Here is a 16898-nt window from a genome sequence, read left to right as displayed (position 1 = left end):
AGAAATGATTTTAATTTCACAAGCGAATTTACATGGTTATTAGAGGTGGAGTGTAAGGAATAATCGAGTAGATAGCTCGGGATTACTATATTTATAAGTTGTATGAATGATTGCAATTTATAAGAAATAATAAAATAACGGTCTCCAAAAAAGGAAACCGCTATTATTGATACCCACGGGATAACCCGTTGGGGCTATTTATAAATAGTTGCGCTACCAAACATCTTGTTCTGACCGCTAGCTGAGTTAACAACAAAGCCTTTTGCCCCTTCTTCTTTCGCTTTCTCTCCAAGCTTGGTTTGTAGATCGTCAAGGTTGCTTGCACCGGTGACGGTGACTGTTCCTGCGGGGCGAAGCTGACCGGTGTTTCCCGCAGACAATTCCTGGGCTGCCATGGTTGCAAACGGTAATGCCGCAAGGGTGACAACCGCAGAAAAATACAGAAATTTTTTCATAATCACATCCTCATTGCTTTTGGGGGATGATTAAAAAACCATCAACACTAAAAGTGTAGGTGCAATGTGGTAAACGATAGCCGCAAAAAACTGATGGACTTGTGCTTATTTTTTGAACAACAAAACTTGACGAAATACTTACAGATCAGTGAGATACAGGTTCATGATTTTGCTGATTTTATCGCGCGTCAGGGCGAATCATATCGAAGCGGTGAGTCTCATCTATCGTGTAATAAGCTGATGGCCCGCCCGCTCGTAGCACCGGTTTTGCCAGCGCGGTCTGGTAAATACCGTCTTTTAGCAGTGACTCGTCAATATGAACCGCGACCACTTCACCAAGCACCAGCCAGGTATCAATCGCCGTACCGTCGGCAGCTGTGAGCTGAATGCATTGCGACAGGCAGCATTCAAAGTTGACCGGGCTTTCGGCAACCAGGCTTGCTTTGACTTTACGTCCTGCAACGGCAGTTAGCCCTGCGCGGAGAAACTCATCCTCACCGTGGGGTATTGAGGCTGACGTTTCATTCATCTGTTCAGCCAGTTCACGGGTGGTGAGATTCCAGACGAACTCTTTAGTCTCAACGATATTGCGCACGCTGTCTTTCCAACCGCTGCTGGCGAAACCGATAATCGGTGGACGATAATTAAAACAGTTAAAGAAACTGTATGGTGCAAGATTGCGCGCGCCCTGCTGGTTATATGAAGCAATCCAGCCGATAGGACGTGGGCCGATAATGGCGTTAAGCGGGTCATGTGGCAAACCATGCCCATCGGCAGGTTCGTAGTAATAGCGTTTAGACATAGCGCACCTTATGTTGATTTATCTCAGGCGAAAATCACGCGGCGTATTTACCCCGCAGGGTTCACAGAGTATCTTACGCGCCCACACAAGGAGAAGCCGCAATGAAAACCCCTGACACCACTAAACCGGGTCTGCACCCACGCAACCGCCATCGTAACCGTTATGATTTCCCTGCTCTGACGCAAAGCAGCCCGGAATTGAGCGCATTTTTACGCCCTGGCCCGCATGGCGATACTACGGTTGATTTTGCCGATCCAATGGCGGTGAAAGCGCTGAATAGGGCGCTGCTTGCGCACTTCTACGGCGTGAAAGAGTGGAGTATTCCAGACGGTTTTCTTTGCCCACCTGTCCCTGGCCGTGCTGATTACATTCACCATCTGGCCGATTTATTGGCTGAAGGTAACGGCGGTGTGGTGCCATCTCAGGCTTCAGTGTTGGATGTGGGCGTTGGTGCGAACTGTATTTATCCACTGATTGGCCAGCATGAATATGGCTGGCGCTTTACAGGCACCGATGTGGACCCTGAAGCAATGCGCAGCGCCACGGCGATTATTGATGCTAATCCAGGGCTGTCACGTCTGATTCGTCTGCGTCGCCAGAAAACGCCGACTGCAATCCTTCCTGGTATTATTCATAAAAATGAGATGTTTGATGCCACACTTTGCAACCCTCCGTTCCACGACTCCGCACAGGCAGCGCGCAGCGGTAGCGAACGTAAACGCGTAAACCTCGGCCAGGATAAAAATGGTGCGTTGAACTTTGGTGGTCGTGAACAAGAGTTGTGGTGTGAAGGTGGCGAAGTAGCCTTTGTCACCCAGATGGTTAACGAAAGTAAAGAATTTGGCCGTCAAGTGCAGTGGTTTACCTCATTAGTTTCTCGTGGCGAGAATTTGCCTCTGATTTATCGCGCATTGCAGGAAGCGGGCGTTGAGAAAGTCGTGAAGAAAGAGATGGCCCAGGGTCAGAAGCAGAGCCGCTTCATCGCCTGGACGTTTATGAACGACGTACAACGTGCTCGTTGGGCCGCTACACGTTACAAATAGTCAGATAGTGGGATTGGCAGGTGGCAGTGCTCCCGCTGCTGCCTGTGACTCCTGAAGCGCCTGAGTGGCATCGCTGCCGGGTTGCATAACCTGCACGGTTTGTACCGGTGGGCGAATCCCTGCCGCATCAAAGTGTTTCTTCACCATCCCATCTAATGCAAATCGCACCGACCACTGCTTTAAAGGTTGTGTGGTGAATGATACGCGCACGGTAAAGGCCTGGTTGGTTAGACCAACAATCCCGGCAAACGACGGCTCACCAATCACCAGCTTGCGAATGTCATCCTGTTCCATCAGTTCATCTACGGCTTCTTTCAGAATTCGGTTTGCTTTTTCAACATCTTCCTGGCGATCCACGTCATAATTGGCGACAAACGAACCAATACCTCGCACAAAGTTGGCGAAGGTGGTAATCGATGACCACGGAATGATGTGGTAAGCCCCGGTATCCTGGCGCACGCCTACTGAGCGAATTGACATGCGTTCAACAGAACCTGTAATCGGCCCGATGGTGACTAAGTCACCGGTATTCATCCCATTTTCAAACTGAATAAAGACGCCAGTAATGATGTCCTTCACCAGGGTTTGCGCGCCGAAACTAATGGCTAAACCCAGTGCGCCAGCCCCAGCCAGTAATGGGGCGATATTCACTCCAATCTCTGAAAGCAAAATCATGATAGTGATGGTGCTGATAACCACCGCCAGAGCGTTACGGAACAGTGTCAGCAGTGTACGGGTGCGGGCACTGGGCATCGGTCGGCCATGAATATCTGACGCCAGGCGGTTTTCAATCAGGCTTGCCAGTAAAGTCCAGCCTATGGCGGAGAAAAGCAGAATTAACACGATGCGGATAATAATATCGATAGTTTTCTCACCGGCATCGTTGGAAATCCACGCCCACATATCAAACAGTCCCCAGGCGTTTAGTAGCAGCATGACCGCCACGCATACCGTCATAATTCGCGCCATTTTCAGGGCGGCGGAGATCCAGCCATTAAGGCGTTTTTGCAGTTCAGGATAGTTGCGCTGCACCTGTGGTGAAAGGTTGATGGTTTTCGCAAGCCAGCGCGACAACATGCCCGAGATAAACGCCGCGATACCGATAATCGCCAGACTATGCACAGACGCTGCCATCATCCATTTCAGACTGTTGCCCGGGTCGAACAGCGAAAAGAAAAACAACACAACGAAATAGGCGCTAGCCAGCCAGTGCCAGACCAGTGCAAAAGCACGAATAAACAGGCTAAAGAACGCCATTGAGCGGTCGGCTAGTTGAATCAGACTTTGCTGAATCTGGCGTTTGTTGTGGAAAATCAGATACAAAGCCCAAAGGGTGATGCAGAGCATAATCACCACATTGGCAATCGCTCCTACCTGTACGTTTACCTGATTAGAAATAATCGGTACCGCAACCAAAATACCGTAGCCTATCAAGCTGCTTAACCCCGCAAGGCGAAGATTCCAGTAATGTGCACTTTGATCTGGCACCGGAAATGGGCGTAGGTCAGGAAAGCGGGGGCAGAAAATTAAACGCAGGATGGCTTTGAAGAATTCAATCAGCGCAAAAGCATTCAGAAACAGCCCTTGTTGACGGGCGATAGTGCGATTTCCAGCGTTCATCATGTCGCTAAAGATCTGCCCGACGAAAATGGTCAACGCCAGCAATAACAGATCAATGATAAACGCACCGATGATCATCAGTGGCAGGTGAAACCAACTCGACCGGTCGCGATTCTTTTTGCGCCCCCATTTGCCCATGCGCGTCCAGACAGGCGTCATGCAGGCACGAATCAACAGATAAAAGGCAAAAACGCTTACGACGAGCATCGTAAAATGCGTCAGCGCATTATAAAAAGTTTGTTGATTGAAGGCCTTGTGTGGAGCACCGGTAATATTACGGTGTAGTTGGGCAAAGCGCTGGGCCAGCTCACCACCGTAGTGGCGGCTTACATCGGTCACATTTTCGAGAACCGTTTTGTCTTCACTCAGTTGTTCTGGTGGAACGATAGCGGGCACCGGATCAGGCGGCGGTGTGGCGGCTACTTTGCGCAATTGCCCAATCAGTTCATCACGCGACTGCGAGTTGTCCAGCACATCGGCCAGGGCTGAATAGGCTTTCTTTTTTTCTTCAAGGTTAGGTTCAGCGGGCGGGGTGGTCGCGTTCTGTTGAGCAGACGCGGCAACAGCCGCAGCCGGTAGAGTGACGGCCTGCGTTTGAAAGCTAAACATGCACAGCAGTAGCAAGAGTAGCGGCACGGCGTTCCTCCGAACTGAAAAGTCAGACAAAGGAATAAGTATAGAGCGCGGGGGTTGGTGGTCGGGAAAACAGGAATTATCTGGTGCGAACGTCGAACTGGTGTCGGATGACGCTGCGCTTATCCGACCTACGCCAAAGCTGACGCAGGGGGATAAGCGCAACAGGTTATCAGGAAACGTGCTGCAAGAATTCCTGCAAGCGCTGGCTTGGCGGGTTATCAATCAGCTCTTGCGGATTGCCATCCTCAGCGATGCGGCCTTTATCAATAAAGATCAGGCGTGAGGCAACTTTGGCGGCAAAACCCACTTCGTGAGTCACGATAACCATCGTCATACCTTCTTCAGCCAGATCCTGCATAACCTTCAGCACTTCGTGGCGAAGTTCAGGGTCAAGGGCTGAGGTTGGCTCATCAAACAGCATCATTTTTGGCTTAACTGCCAGCGCGCGAGCAATCGCTACACGTTGTTGCTGGCCACCTGAAAGCTCTGATGGATAGTGATGTGCACGCTCTGCGAGGCCCACTTTTGCCAGCAACTCTTTCGCCAGTTTATCGGCGGCATCTTTGCTTAAGCCACGCACACGAATCGGGCCAAAGGCGACGTTTTCAAGCGCAGTCAGGTGTGGGAACAGGTAGAACTGTTGGAACACCATTCCCGCTTCCTGGCGAATCAGGCGCTCATCAACTTTCGGGTCGTTGACCTTCAGGCCATCAACAAACAGGTCACCGCTGGTGATGTCTTCCAGTTTGTTGATGCAACGCAGCAGTGTAGATTTACCTGAGCCTGACGGTCCGATAATGACAACCACTTCGCCCTGTTTGATATCGAGGTCGATGTTATGTAGCACCTGGGTTTTACCAAAGTGCTTAGAGACGTTTTTAAATTCAATCATAGGATTTTCATCCTTCTTTCAAGGCGACGCAGCACGAAGCTCAGCACCAAAGTAATAATCAGATAGAAGACCGCAACGGCGCTCCAGATCTCCAGCGCACGGAAGTTCCCGGCAATGATTTCTTGCCCCTGACGGGTCAGCTCAGCCACACCGATAACAATGAACAGCGAGGTATCTTTAATGCTGATAATCCACTGGTTACCCAATGGCGGCAGCATACGACGCAGCGCCAGCGGCATAATCACGTGGCGAATGGTTTCACGCTTCGACAGGCCTAACGCAAGGCCTGCTTCCTGGAAACCTTTATGAATCGACAGCACCGCACCACGGGTAATTTCCGCAATGTAGGCGCCGGAGTTAATCATAATGGTGACGACGGCGGCGCTGAACGGGTCAATGCGCAGGTCGTTAAAGGCCATTGGTAGGGCGAAGTAAATAAACATCACCTGTACCACAATCGGCGTACCGCGAATCACTTCAATAAATACTAATGCGATGTGGTTGGCAATCCAGCCGCCGTAAGTACGGGCGAAACCGGCGACCAGACCAATTATCAGACCACCAAACAACCCGATGACCGAAATCAGCAAAGTCATTTTGGCGCCTTCAATCAAAAGCGGGATTGCAGGCCAAATGGCACTCCAGTCGAACTCCATGATGCATTCCTATTGTGTACCGTGGTTCAAAAATAGCAGGGGCGAAAATGGTCGCCCCTGAGTCACTCATAAAACTTTAGAATTATTATTTTGGCTCAGTGCCGAACCATTTTTTATAGATTTCGTTGTACTTGCCGTTCTCTTTCAACGTTTTCAGTGCGCCGTTCACTTTCACGCGCAGGTCATCGCTACCTTTAGGGAAGGCGATGCCGTATTGCTGTGCTTCCAGAGAGTCGCCAACAGCTTTGAACTTGCCCTGGCCTGCAGTTTTGATGAAGTACAGGATATTCGGGGTGTCGTGCAGTACTGCATCAGCACGGTTGGTGCCCAGTTCCATATATGCGTTGTCGATGTTCGGGAATTGACGCAGGTCTTTAGTTTTGATGTTGGCTTTCGCGTAATCAACAGAACCGGTGCCGCTCTTAACCGCAACCACTTTACCATCGAGATCTTTCACGCTTTTTACTGAGTCGTTGTCAGCTTTAACCATCACTAACAGGCCGCTTTTGTAGTAGCCATCAGAGAATTCGATCGCTTTTTTACGTTCTTCGGTAATGGTGATGCCAGCCAATGCCAGGTCAATGTTTTTGGTCTGCAGCGCAGGAATGATGCCGCTGAAATCCATTGGCTTAAGGGTGTAATCAAGTTTTAATTCTTTTGCTACCGCATCCCATAAATCGATATCAAAACCGACGTACTTGTCGCCTTGTTTAAATTCGAAAGGAACGAATGCGGTGTCGGTCGCTACGACCAGTTGCTTCTCAGCAGCGTGGGAAGAAACCGCAAAAGCCAGGGTGAGTGCAGCCAGTGAAACTTTCAAAATCGACTTCATAGCATTTCCTTGTTTATCCATGGGGCAATCCCCTGCATCAGTAAGCCGCAACATGGAAAAATCATGCCAGCTTTTCAAGCTACTGTTTTTGCAAGGATGTGAATATGTAACATTGCACAATAATGGTTGCAAGCGGGTTGCAGTGCACTGTATTGGTGCCCAATTATGGTGCGCGAAGTATTGCGAGAGGGCGAAGTGTAGTTTTACCGCATATTAAGGCGGCAAAACAATCGTCTGTTAACGATTGTGTGAGGTGATTATTACAATTGAGTAACTTATGCGGCAGGGGTAAACAATTTCATGCGCTAAAATAGTGCAACCATCCTCCCTAAAAAGGGAGGATGGAGTAACAAACTGCTAGCAATTATTCGATATTTGACTCGATAAACCACAGGAACTTATCCAAATCGCGCGATGCGGCGGTCAGAATATCAGCAGTATCTTCGTCTTTCGCTTCGCTAATTGCCTTACGCACATCGTTTGCCACAATCGCGTAACGGTCAGCCAACTCTTTCAGGTGATCCTGCACACTGTGAATATCCAGCGGATAGCTCTTCAGCGGAGTTTTGCTGTTAATGACCTGCGTGGTACCCAGAGCGACACCACCGAGCTGAACAGCGCGTTCTGCCATGGTATCAAGGTGGTCTGTGAGTGCTGTACGGAAGCCGTCGAGCATTTCATGGACGGCAATAAAGTTAGCGCCACGCATGTTCCAGTGCGCTTGCTTGGTAATTAACGACAAATCAATGAACTGAATGACCTGGCGATTTAGCAGCTCAACGGTAGCTTTCTTTTCGCTGTCTGCAACATCATTACGGGTATGCAGTAGGTTAGTAGATTTGGTTTTTACCAGTTTAGCGGTAGTCATAATCTTTCTTCCTCTTGATGTTATGTCTAATTGAATTACCGGAAATAAGTATAGCACCGGATTTTGATTTTAATGGAACAGGTTATACCTATCAGACAAATAGCAGGTTCAGGGTGGATTTTAGTAACTGATTGTTAGTAATGGATTTTAAATTTATTGCCGCGAGGCGTTACTGGAATAAAAAAAGCGTGATTATTAAATGGGAATAATTTTTGTTTGTATCTAAGAATAAGTCTAAATATAAAGACTTGATCGAGGGAGAATATTTACCGTGGTCACAATAACCACGGTAAATAATATGGGGAATTAATTTACGTCAACGCTGGTAATCTGAGCTTCACGTTTGATGGTCAGTGTTGAACCAATGGACGCTGCGATAATTGATAGTAGAGCAAGCCATTGTACAAGCGTCAGATGTTCACCAAGGAACAGCATGCCAGACAGCGCCGCAAGTCCAGGCTCCATGCTCATCAGAGTACCAAAAGTGCGTGTCGGTAAGCGCGTCAGAGCGATCATTTCCAGAGAGTAGGGCAGTGCCGTCGACAAAATTGCGACACCCAAACCGAGCGGTATTAGTGACCAGTGCCAAAGCGCTTCACCCGCCTGCCAGGCGCCAATTGGCACAAAGATAACAGCCGCGATTAACGACCCGAAAGCCACCGTTGCCGGGCCGTGATCGGCCCCCGCTTTTTGGCCGAACAGAATATAAATCGCCCAGCAGCCACCTGCACCCAAAGCAAAAGCGGCCCCCGCTAAGTCAACGCTCGAAATTGACTGCCCGAGCGGCAGCAGGAACCACAAGCCGAGTACCGCCAGAATTACCCAGACAAAATCAACGGCACGGCGCGATGCAAACAACGCTACCGCAAGTGGGCCGGTGAACTCCAGGGCGACGGCAATACCCAAGGGAACAGTCTGAATAGATAAATAGAAGAGGTAGTTCATTCCACCAAGAGCAAGGCCATACATCAGCAAGGGGAAACGTTGTTCTGCTTTAAAACGCAAACGCCATGGTTTGAAAATCACCACCAAAATTAGCGTACCCAACGCAAGACGCAGTGCTGTAACGCCCGGTGCACCAACCAATGGGAACAAAGATTTCGCAAGTGAAGCGCCACTTTGAATTGAGGTCATAGCAATTAAAAGAACGACGATGGGTAACCAAACTGGGGTTTTACGTGGCGATAGCGGCATCCTGCTTCCTGTCAGTCAGTGTCTAATTCGGTCAAGAAAATAAAAGTAACCCCAGTGTAAATGAATAAGTTATGGCTGGTTGAGAATTCATTGAAAAAAATAATTGTCTGATGCAGTACCATAACAGCCTGATTGCGTAAGTTTTGTTCAGAACAGTTTAAGAATTATCTGGATGACGATGTTGCGATTCATGCCAATAATTAGCGCGTTTTTGGTTAAAAGCGCTGCAAATTGAAGGGACTACGATGTAATGGAAATGTTCTGTTACAGGAAAGGAATCGTTAGACAACGTAAATGTCGCAGAGTTTCTTACACAATTTTGATATATTAAAAACTTAGAAGTTACTTGAAGCACATTTGAGGTGGATTATGAAAAAAATTGCATGTCTTTCAGCACTGGCTTGTGTTCTGGCCGTTTCCGTTGGTACCGCATCTGCAGCTAGCACCGTAACTGGTGGCTACGCACAAAGCGATATGCAGGGCAAAGCTAACAAAGCAGGCGGTTTCAACCTGAAATACCGTTATGAAAACGACACCCCGCTGGGTTACATCGGTTCTTTCACTTACACCGAGAAAAACCGCAGCGAAGCTGACGCTTACAATAAATCACAATACTACGGCATCACTGCTGGTCCTGCTTACCGCATCAACGATTGGGCAAGCATCTACGGTGTAGTCGGTGTTGGTTACGGTAAATTCCAGACTACTGGCGCAACTGATACAAACACCAGCGACTACGGTTTCTCTTACGGCGCAGGTATGCAGTTCAACCCAATTGAAAACGTTGCTCTGGACGTTTCCTACGAGCAGAGCCGCATCCGTAATGTTGATGTTGGCACCTGGATCGCAGGCGTGGGTTACCGCTTCTAATTTCACTTTAACTAGTGAAAATAAAAATCCGCCCATAGTGGCGGATTTTTTTATCTCTGCAATTTGAGTTAGCGTGTTTTAGTTTCAAACACATCCGTCTGCAAATGAGTATAGTCCACCTTCTTAAGCTTAAAGTTGGTGATGTAGACAGGCCCCGCATTCTGCTCAGAAATGAACTTGTACTTTGGCGTTAACTCTTTGGTTTTAATCCCCGTCCATGCCGAGAAGAAATTCAGGAAATCGTTCGCTGAACGCCGTGCTTTTATCTGGCGATGTTCTTTATCATCACTTGATAGCACCATAAACGGTACCTGGAAGTTTTGCTGGAACTCATCATCATGCGCCAGATATTGCACCTTGGTGCCGCGTTCTTTGATGGCAAGACCGTGATCGGAGAAGTAAGCCATCGAGAAACTTTCACCGCTATTTTGCAGCTGCTGATAGAGCTGTTTTAGCAGGTCGTCGGTTTGCGTCATGCTGTAGATATAACAAGAGGTCTCTTTCGACTGAACGAAATCTTTATATTTACCCTGTGTACGGTCGCAAGCCTGGGGATGTGAACCCATCAAATGCAACACAATCAGTTGCGGAGTGGTGCGAGGGCTAGCAAATACTTGAGCTGTCATTTTAAGCAGCGCTTCGTCACGGGTATTTTTATCCGCTTCAAAATCCCCACTTTTCAGGAACTGTACTTCATCAGCACGCTTGGCGATGCTGGCAATGGCTGTATCGTATTCACCAATTTGCCCCTGGTTTGAGAACCACCAGGTCTGGAAGCCAGCGCGGTTTGCCAGCGTAATAATGTTGTCCTGATATTGCGGTTTGCCATCAATGACGCGGTTAAGCGTCATGCCCAACGATTTCTGTGTGGAACCACTGGCTGATACATAATCCATGAAGATATTGCCATTCACCTGGCTTGCGAACGGGGTGTTATCCCAGTGACCGCCGAATGCACCTAACGCATCGCGACGCGCGCTTTCGCCAATCACCACTACATAAATTTGGTACTTCGGTTTAACCGCCAGCACATTCCAGGTGTCCTTCATTTGTGAGAAGGCCTGCATGCGGGTTTGCTCGTCGATTACTTCCTGGTTGTTAACCACCACATCTTTAACAAAGCGGAATACCGGATAACCAGAGTCTTTGATTTTAAACACGCCACCGTAAGCCAGGTTTTGTACTGGTGCGACAAAGAAGCAGACCACGCTCACCACCAGACATAAGCTGTCGAAATGGCACCATGCTCTTTTTTTCGGCGTGACTTTGCGACGCACGGCGATAACACCGAGCACCAGAATAAACACTGACACCAAATAGCTATACCACGGGAAAATAGTCATCAATTCCGTGGATTCTTCGAAGTTGGTCGAGTGCAAGGCAAGCAGGGTATTAAAGTTTGGCGAGCCGTAGGCCTGTCCAAAAGGGAAATACATTGCAGCAATCAGGCTACAAATCGCCAGCAAACCTTTTTGTAATTTGGGCGCGCTACGCCACAGCAGCATTAATACGCAACTAAATGCGACTGCATAGAGAATGCTAAATTCATAACCGAGTGCGAAGTTAATCAGTAACGACTGCAGGAAATAAAAGCCAGTCCACGGATTGAGCGCAATTGCGCGGGTCGTCAGGGTATCTTTAACCGTTAAATTCATGTTTATCGAGATCTACTAAACGCCATGCGAAAACCCTGGCGACGAGGGTAAGAACCTGCCTGACAGACGGAAAAGAAGGGAAACTGGACCGCATCTGCGAGCCGCTTCATGTGCAGGGCTGCAAGAAGATAGAGCGGGACGATAAGAAGATCAACTGATAACAGAAATGTGTTTTGCGAAGCGCGTTACAAAACCGACAAATGGTAAGGTTAAAGCGCGGCTAAACGATAAATTCAGAGTATCTACGGAAATGAAAAGTTACAAACACGCGGGGTGATATAAGCCAGACTGATGTGAAAGAAGGCAGGGCGACTGCCTATGACTTCGGTTTTTCGCCCTGCTGTGGTTTCCCGGAAACCCAATCACACAACATATTGAGCAGCATCAGCCGCACTTGAAACGGGGAATGTGTAAACACGCTCATACACCTCTTAAATTCGTTCATTTTTTCCTCCTCTTAACATCTGCTGCCCTTAGATCCTTTAAAGGCTGACTGCATTACATACAGATATAGCACAGGCTATATTGTATAGCTATTGCTAATTCGTTAAATTTTTGTGCTTGGGTGATGCTGGTTTACAATGGGGCCAAATGTCGTCATTGGACGATGCCGTACCACTGTTAGAGGAAGCATCATGAGCCGTACTGCGGGCCAAAAAAATAAACAGAAAGTGATGCCGTTGGTAAATGTTGAAGAGCATGTCGAAGGCTTTAGGCAGGTGCGGGAAGCGCATCGCCGTGAATTAATTGATGATTATGTTGAGCTGATCTCTGATTTGATTCGCGAGGTCGGCGAAGTCCGCCAGGTTGATATGGCCGCACGTCTGGGGGTCTCCCAACCAACAGTTGCAAAAATGTTAAAAAGACTCGCCTCGGTTGGGCTTATTGAACAAATTCCATGGCGCGGTGTGTTTCTGACTCCGGAAGGGGAGAAACTGGCGCAACTGAGTCGTGAACGTCATCAGATCGTCGAAAACTTTTTCCTCGCGCTGGGAATTAGTGCCGAAACTGCAAGAATTGACGCCGAAGGTGTTGAGCACCACGTTAGTGAAGAGACGCTGGAAGCATTTCGCCTGTTTAGTGAGAAGCGAGGATTCACGCAGTAATGTTGCTCAACCTTGTTCGGCCATTTGCTCGCGATCGCTTTCTTCATCTCTTGCTGCTTGTCGGTGTGGCGCTGAGTTTTGTTGCGCCCTTTCAGCCGAAGCGTTGGGTCCACGCTATCGACTGGCATACCATCATTACGCTCGCAGGTTTAATGATGTTGACCAAAGGCGTGGAGCTAAGCGGTTATTTCGATGTGCTGGGCCGCCGCATGGTGAAGCGTTTTGATAACGAACGAACCCTGGCGATGTTTTTGGTCAGCGCAGCGGCTCTGCTTTCTACGTTTCTGACCAACGATGTCGCGCTATTTATTATTGTTCCGTTGACCATTACGCTGAAAAAACTATGTGCGATACCGATTAGTCGACTCATCATATTTGAAGCCTTGGCGGTGAATGCCGGGTCGCTGCTCACGCCGATTGGAAATCCGCAGAATATTTTGCTGTGGGGGCGGTCGGGTTTATCGTTTGGCGAATTCACCTGGCAAATGGCCCCACTGGCGCTGGCGATAATGACCAGTTTGCTTCTGTTATGCTGGTTTTGCTTCCCTAATAAAAAGCTTATCTATCAGACTCACGATAAACGCCATGAGTGGCAGCCACGATTGGTGCTGAGCTGCGTGGCACTTTACGTTGTATTTATTGTTTCGCTGGAGTTAAAGCAGGAGAACTGGGGGCTAGCCGTGGTGGCGATAGGTTTTTTGCTATTGGCGCGCCGGGTGTTACTGAGTATCGACTGGAGTTTGCTGCTGGTGTTTATGGTGATGTTTATCGACGTTTACCTGATAACGCAACTGCCGGTATTACAACATGCACTGGCGGGGATTAATCAGCTTTCAAGTGGCGGTTTGTTTGCACTGGGCATAGGTTTATCGCAATTTATCAGCAATGTTCCATCAACCATTTTACTGCTCAATTACGTTCCAGTCTCAGTGCTGCTCGCTTTTGCGGTAAACATTGGCGGTTTTGGCCTGCTGCCGGGGTCGTTGGCAAATCTGATAGCTCTGCGCATGGCTAACGATCGCCGCATCTGGATACGCTTTCACTACTATTCATTGCCGATGCTGTTGTGGGCGGCTGCCATAGGTTACGGTCTGCTGGTGCTACTAAAGCAATTTTAGAACGGCAGAGGAGAGGGGCTTTGCCGCCCCTCGCTTCGTATTACGCGTTAAACGGCGCTTCTTTCTTCAGAACTTTTTCAATCACATCCAGCACACCTTGCTGGTTGCAATGCCCAGCCTGATAAGACGCGATCTGTTTGATTTTTTCAGGGGCATTTGCCATCGCAAAACCATATTTGGCCTGGCGCAGCATTTCTATATCGTTGCCGCCGTCGCCAAAAGTCACAACTTCGCTGTCATCAATACCCCATTTTTCCTGCAATATCCGCAAACCGTTGGCTTTATGGATACCAGGAATAATCAGGTCAATCGAGCCGTGACCACTGGTGACCGGCACCATCACACCGTCGAGAATTTCAGACAGGGAGCTCATGGTGTCATCTAACAGGCTATCAGGCAGATTCAGCGCGAACTTAAAGAACACGTCGTCCAGATTCGAGAAGTTTTCTACCAGCTCCAGGCGGTGATAGTAGCTACGCGCCATGGTGATAAAGGCGTCGTCATAACTTTTCAGGGTATAGCCGTTGCGCTTGCCGCAGGCGATGATATCCACATGCGGCAGTGTCAGCAGGTGGTCAATAACCGTGTTGAATTGTTGCTTTGTTAGCTCGCCATTGAAGGTGTCTTTTTCTTCACTCACTACCCAGCCGCCGTTATCGGCAACGAAAGAGATCTCGTGGGCAATCTCCGGGAAAAATGAAATCAACTGGAAATACTGGTTGCCGCTGGCGACCACAAAACGAATCCCTTGCTCTTTCATCTGTGCATAAAGTTCAGCAAAGCGTACGCGGTTGTACTCTTTGTTATCGTTCAGGAACGTACCATCCATGTCGACGGCAATTAATTTCACACTCATCGAACTCTCCCTTCAAGCGAATTAGTAACAAGATCTGTTGGTTTTGCGACGGCTTTCGCGACTAGTGCTGCGACGACCATCAAACTTAATACGACTAACATGGCAAGGCGCAGGCCGTAATGTTCACCGAGGAAGCCAAGCAGTGGTGGCCCCACCAGGAAGGCAATATAACCCGATGCAGCAACCACGCTTACGCGAGTCGCCGGATCTGGGCCGGTATCGCCTGCGGCCGAAATGGTTAATGGGAAACCGAGCGAGGTGCCCAATCCCCACAAAATGACAGAAATGCCCGCCACAAAGGCGTTATCGACAAAGATGATTAGGCCAATACCCAAAATACCCATCAACGCACAGGCTCGCACTACCGTCACGCGGCTATAACGGTCAATAAACCAGCCGCCTGTAAAACGCCCGACTGTCATGCCCAGAGTAAAGCCGACATAAATCATCGAGCCAGATGTTGGGTTAAAACCGTGGCCATCGACCATCAAAAGCGGCAGCCAGTCATTCGCTGAGCCTTCGGCGAATGCCATCGCCAGCACAATGGTGCCGATTAATATCAGCTGCAGATCTTTATAAAAGGGCGGGTGGGGCTCGTGTGGGTTTTCTGCATCTACGGCTGTGTTGCTCTTACCTACTCCATGCGGAATGGCAGTAATGGCAATAACAATTGGCGTAATGACGAGTAGGCCAATCACTAATAAGTGCCCATACGCGCTGAAATTGAGGGCGGTTAAACTCATACCGATACCCGCACCTACAAGGGTGCCCAGGCTATAGAAACCATGCATCATCGGTAGCACGGTCTTTTTCAGCAACCCTTCAACAATGGCACCTTCGACATTCATCGCGACTTCGGCTGATCCAAGTCCGGCTCCCAAAATGGCCAGGCCGAGTGCGAACAGCACAGGTGAGGAAAGGTATAGCGCAACGCCCATCACCAGCATGCCGGTTACCATTAATGTCATACCGCTGCGGATGATATTGCGAGTCCCAAAACGCTTAACCAGCCAGCCCGAGCATAAAATTCCGCTCATCGAGCCCACCGATAGGCCAAACAGCACAATCCCCATACCCGCAGTCGAAACACTTAACGTGTCGCGAATGGCTGGAGTTCGTGTGGCCCAGGAGGCCATAACCAGGCCTGGCAGAAAAAAGAAGGCGAACAGCGCCCAGGTGCGAAGTTGAGTGGATTTGCGGTTAGGAATGACGGCTGACATGGAAATACCGGTTGGCGGCGAATACAAATTACACTAGCAAGTTTGTGTACATTTGTACATATTGCCTGGTAAACTCTTTTAGTCAGTTATTAACGAGCGAAAAATATGAGCAAAGCCCCGAGGCGCAACGATCCAGACCGGCGAGAGCGTATTTTGCAAGCCACGCTGGATATGCTGGTAGAACACGGTATTAGTCATATTACCCACCGTAAAATTGCCGATGCGGCGGACGTTTCGTTAGGGTCAATGACCTATTATTTTGACGGCATCGAATCGCTACTGAGCGAAGCGTTCACGCAATTTGCATATCAGATGTCAGACGATTACCGCGCCCGTATGGAACAAGCTCGTGATCGTGACGAAGCCTGCGAAGCGATAGTTGATATGATTTGCGGGGAGAAAATTGCCACGTCGTACAATATGCAGGTGATGTATCAGCTATACGCTTACGCCAACCGTAACCCGGCACTAAAAATCATCATGCAGGACTGGATGTGCCGCAGCCAACAAGTGCTGGAAACCTTCTTTGACCCGATGACCGCACGCGCGTTGGATGCTTTTATCGAAGGTATGACGCTACATTATGTGACCGACAGGAATCCGCTGAGTCGTGAAGACCTCAGAAGAATGCTGGCGAAAATTGTAGGCTAGGGTTTGAATTTCAAACCCGTTATGTCGTTGTTGTGCCCGCCGTCATATTGACCACCGTTGCTGTCATTGCACCTGCATGATCTGACGCCAGAAATGCCATAAGTTCGGCTACTTGTGAAAGCGTTGGCAGGCGTTTCAACATGGTGCTTTGCGCCGCACCTCCCACCCACTGCTCCATGGATATCATCAGCAACCCGGTTCAACTTTTCCTGGCTGCGAGCGCCCAAATATACATGCGCCCCCTCTCGCGCCATCACATGCGCAACCGCGCTGCCGATGGCACCACTACCACCGAAGATCACAGCTACTTTGCCGTTAAGTAACATTTCGAGTTCCTCTTCACTAAATCGTACTATTCAAAATTATGGACGATGTACAGATATTGGCGCAGGTGATGGCGTGTCGGTTTCAGGAGGGTATCTAA

18 protein-coding genes and 1 pseudogene are annotated in these 16898 nt (G+C 48.9%); 5 read left to right on the top strand and 14 right to left on the bottom strand.

Going from position 1 to position 16898, the window contains the following annotated elements; translation table 11 throughout:
- Positions 1-194: 194 nt before the first annotated feature.
- Both mcbA and LVQ76_RS00405 read right to left on the bottom strand, forming a co-directional pair.
- Positions 195-455: a DUF1471 family periplasmic protein McbA gene (gene mcbA / locus LVQ76_RS00410; RefSeq protein ID WP_034456479.1), complete on the bottom strand. Its 261-nt coding sequence runs from the start codon at positions 453-455 to the stop codon at positions 195-197.
- A gap of 178 nt (positions 456-633) precedes the next feature.
- Complete coding sequence (locus LVQ76_RS00405) at positions 634-1257, bottom strand: flavin reductase family protein (RefSeq protein ID WP_232920721.1); 624 nt, start codon at positions 1255-1257, stop codon at positions 634-636.
- Positions 1258-1358: 101 nt separating this feature from the next.
- Between LVQ76_RS00405 and rlmF the strand changes: the two genes are divergently transcribed.
- Positions 1359-2300, top strand: a complete 942-nt coding sequence (rlmF, locus tag LVQ76_RS00400; protein ID WP_232920720.1) for a 23S rRNA (adenine(1618)-N(6))-methyltransferase RlmF — start codon at positions 1359-1361, stop codon at positions 2298-2300.
- On the opposite strand, the gene ybiO is transcribed toward rlmF, so the two are convergent.
- The 6 genes from ybiO to rhtA all read right to left on the bottom strand — a co-directional run bounded on the left by ybiO (position 2301) and on the right by rhtA (position 8998).
- Positions 2301-4556: a mechanosensitive channel protein gene (gene ybiO / locus LVQ76_RS00395; protein WP_232865051.1), complete on the bottom strand. Its 2256-nt coding sequence runs from the start codon at positions 4554-4556 to the stop codon at positions 2301-2303. It abuts the gene before it with no gap.
- Positions 4557-4725: 169 nt separating this feature from the next.
- Positions 4726-5448, bottom strand: coding sequence for a glutamine ABC transporter ATP-binding protein GlnQ (gene glnQ / locus LVQ76_RS00390; RefSeq protein WP_064517349.1), 723 nt, complete (start codon positions 5446-5448; stop codon positions 4726-4728).
- A complete protein-coding gene (gene glnP, locus LVQ76_RS00385) occupies positions 5445-6104 on the bottom strand; it encodes a glutamine ABC transporter permease GlnP (RefSeq protein WP_151992767.1) in 660 nt (219 codons plus the stop codon). Before glnP ends, glnQ begins: the two co-directional genes overlap by 4 nt.
- An 85-nt stretch (positions 6105-6189) precedes the next feature.
- Positions 6190-6936, bottom strand: coding sequence for a glutamine ABC transporter substrate-binding protein GlnH (glnH, locus tag LVQ76_RS00380; RefSeq protein WP_151992766.1), 747 nt, complete (start codon positions 6934-6936; stop codon positions 6190-6192).
- A 364-nt stretch (positions 6937-7300) separates the two neighbouring features.
- The gene (gene dps / locus LVQ76_RS00375; protein WP_064517352.1) at positions 7301-7804 is read right to left on the bottom strand and encodes a DNA starvation/stationary phase protection protein Dps; all 504 of its coding nucleotides are present in this window, start codon (positions 7802-7804) and stop codon (positions 7301-7303) included.
- 306 nt (positions 7805-8110) lie between these two features.
- A complete protein-coding gene (gene rhtA / locus LVQ76_RS00370) occupies positions 8111-8998 on the bottom strand; it encodes a threonine/homoserine exporter RhtA (protein WP_034456472.1) in 888 nt (295 codons plus the stop codon).
- A 369-nt stretch (positions 8999-9367) separates the two neighbouring features.
- Between rhtA and ompX the strand changes: the two genes are divergently transcribed.
- Positions 9368-9868 (top strand): outer membrane protein OmpX, encoded by a 501-nt coding sequence (gene ompX, locus LVQ76_RS00365; protein ID WP_151992765.1) that lies wholly within the window; start codon positions 9368-9370, stop codon positions 9866-9868.
- A 68-nt stretch (positions 9869-9936) separates the two neighbouring features.
- Here the strand turns inward: ompX and LVQ76_RS00360 are convergent, their stop codons facing one another.
- A complete protein-coding gene (locus LVQ76_RS00360) occupies positions 9937-11523 on the bottom strand; it encodes a phosphoethanolamine transferase family protein (RefSeq protein ID WP_232865050.1) in 1587 nt (528 codons plus the stop codon).
- Positions 11524-11839: 316 nt separating this feature from the next.
- On the bottom strand, positions 11840-11968 hold the full coding sequence (gene mntS, locus LVQ76_RS00355; protein WP_034456469.1) for a manganase accumulation protein MntS: 129 nt from the start codon (positions 11966-11968) through the stop codon (positions 11840-11842).
- A gap of 190 nt (positions 11969-12158) precedes the next feature.
- Here mntS and mntR point away from each other — a divergent pair, with 190 nt between their 5' ends.
- Positions 12159-12629: a manganese-binding transcriptional regulator MntR gene (gene mntR, locus LVQ76_RS00350; RefSeq protein WP_232920719.1), complete on the top strand. Its 471-nt coding sequence runs from the start codon at positions 12159-12161 to the stop codon at positions 12627-12629.
- The gene (locus tag LVQ76_RS00345) at positions 12629-13747 is read left to right on the top strand and encodes an SLC13 family permease (RefSeq protein WP_232920718.1); all 1119 of its coding nucleotides are present in this window, start codon (positions 12629-12631) and stop codon (positions 13745-13747) included. The genes mntR and LVQ76_RS00345 overlap by 1 nt, the downstream gene beginning before the upstream one ends.
- A gap of 40 nt (positions 13748-13787) precedes the next feature.
- On the opposite strand, the gene LVQ76_RS00340 is transcribed toward LVQ76_RS00345, so the two are convergent.
- A complete protein-coding gene (locus LVQ76_RS00340; RefSeq protein ID WP_232920717.1) occupies positions 13788-14603 on the bottom strand; it encodes a Cof-type HAD-IIB family hydrolase in 816 nt (271 codons plus the stop codon).
- On the bottom strand, positions 14600-15823 hold the full coding sequence (locus LVQ76_RS00335) for an MFS transporter (RefSeq protein WP_232920716.1): 1224 nt from the start codon (positions 15821-15823) through the stop codon (positions 14600-14602). The genes LVQ76_RS00340 and LVQ76_RS00335 overlap by 4 nt, the downstream gene beginning before the upstream one ends.
- A 105-nt stretch (positions 15824-15928) precedes the next feature.
- On the opposite strand from LVQ76_RS00335, the gene LVQ76_RS00330 reads away from it, so the two are divergent.
- Positions 15929-16474, top strand: a complete 546-nt coding sequence (locus LVQ76_RS00330) for a TetR/AcrR family transcriptional regulator (RefSeq protein ID WP_232865047.1) — start codon at positions 15929-15931, stop codon at positions 16472-16474.
- A gap of 19 nt (positions 16475-16493) precedes the next feature.
- On the opposite strand, the gene LVQ76_RS00325 is transcribed toward LVQ76_RS00330, so the two are convergent.
- Together LVQ76_RS00325 and LVQ76_RS22340 are read right to left on the bottom strand one after the other, a co-directional pair.
- Positions 16494-16652 carry a Rossmann-fold NAD(P)-binding domain-containing protein gene (locus tag LVQ76_RS00325; RefSeq protein ID WP_232920922.1) on the bottom strand — a complete coding sequence of 53 codons (159 nt, stop codon included), beginning with the start codon at positions 16650-16652 and terminating at the stop codon, positions 16494-16496.
- Positions 16639-16800, bottom strand: a pseudogene (locus tag LVQ76_RS22340) (SDR family NAD(P)-dependent oxidoreductase); the annotation flags it as partial. The gene LVQ76_RS00325 and the pseudogene LVQ76_RS22340, both read right to left, overlap by 14 nt.
- Positions 16801-16898: the final 98 nt, after the last annotated feature.

It is taken from the genome of Buttiauxella cochleicola, assembly GCF_021283185.1.
Classification (GTDB): domain Bacteria; phylum Pseudomonadota; class Gammaproteobacteria; order Enterobacterales; family Enterobacteriaceae; genus Buttiauxella; species Buttiauxella massiliensis.
Note: the sequence above shows the minus strand (reverse complement) of the source record. Positions and strands in the feature narration are given on the sequence as shown.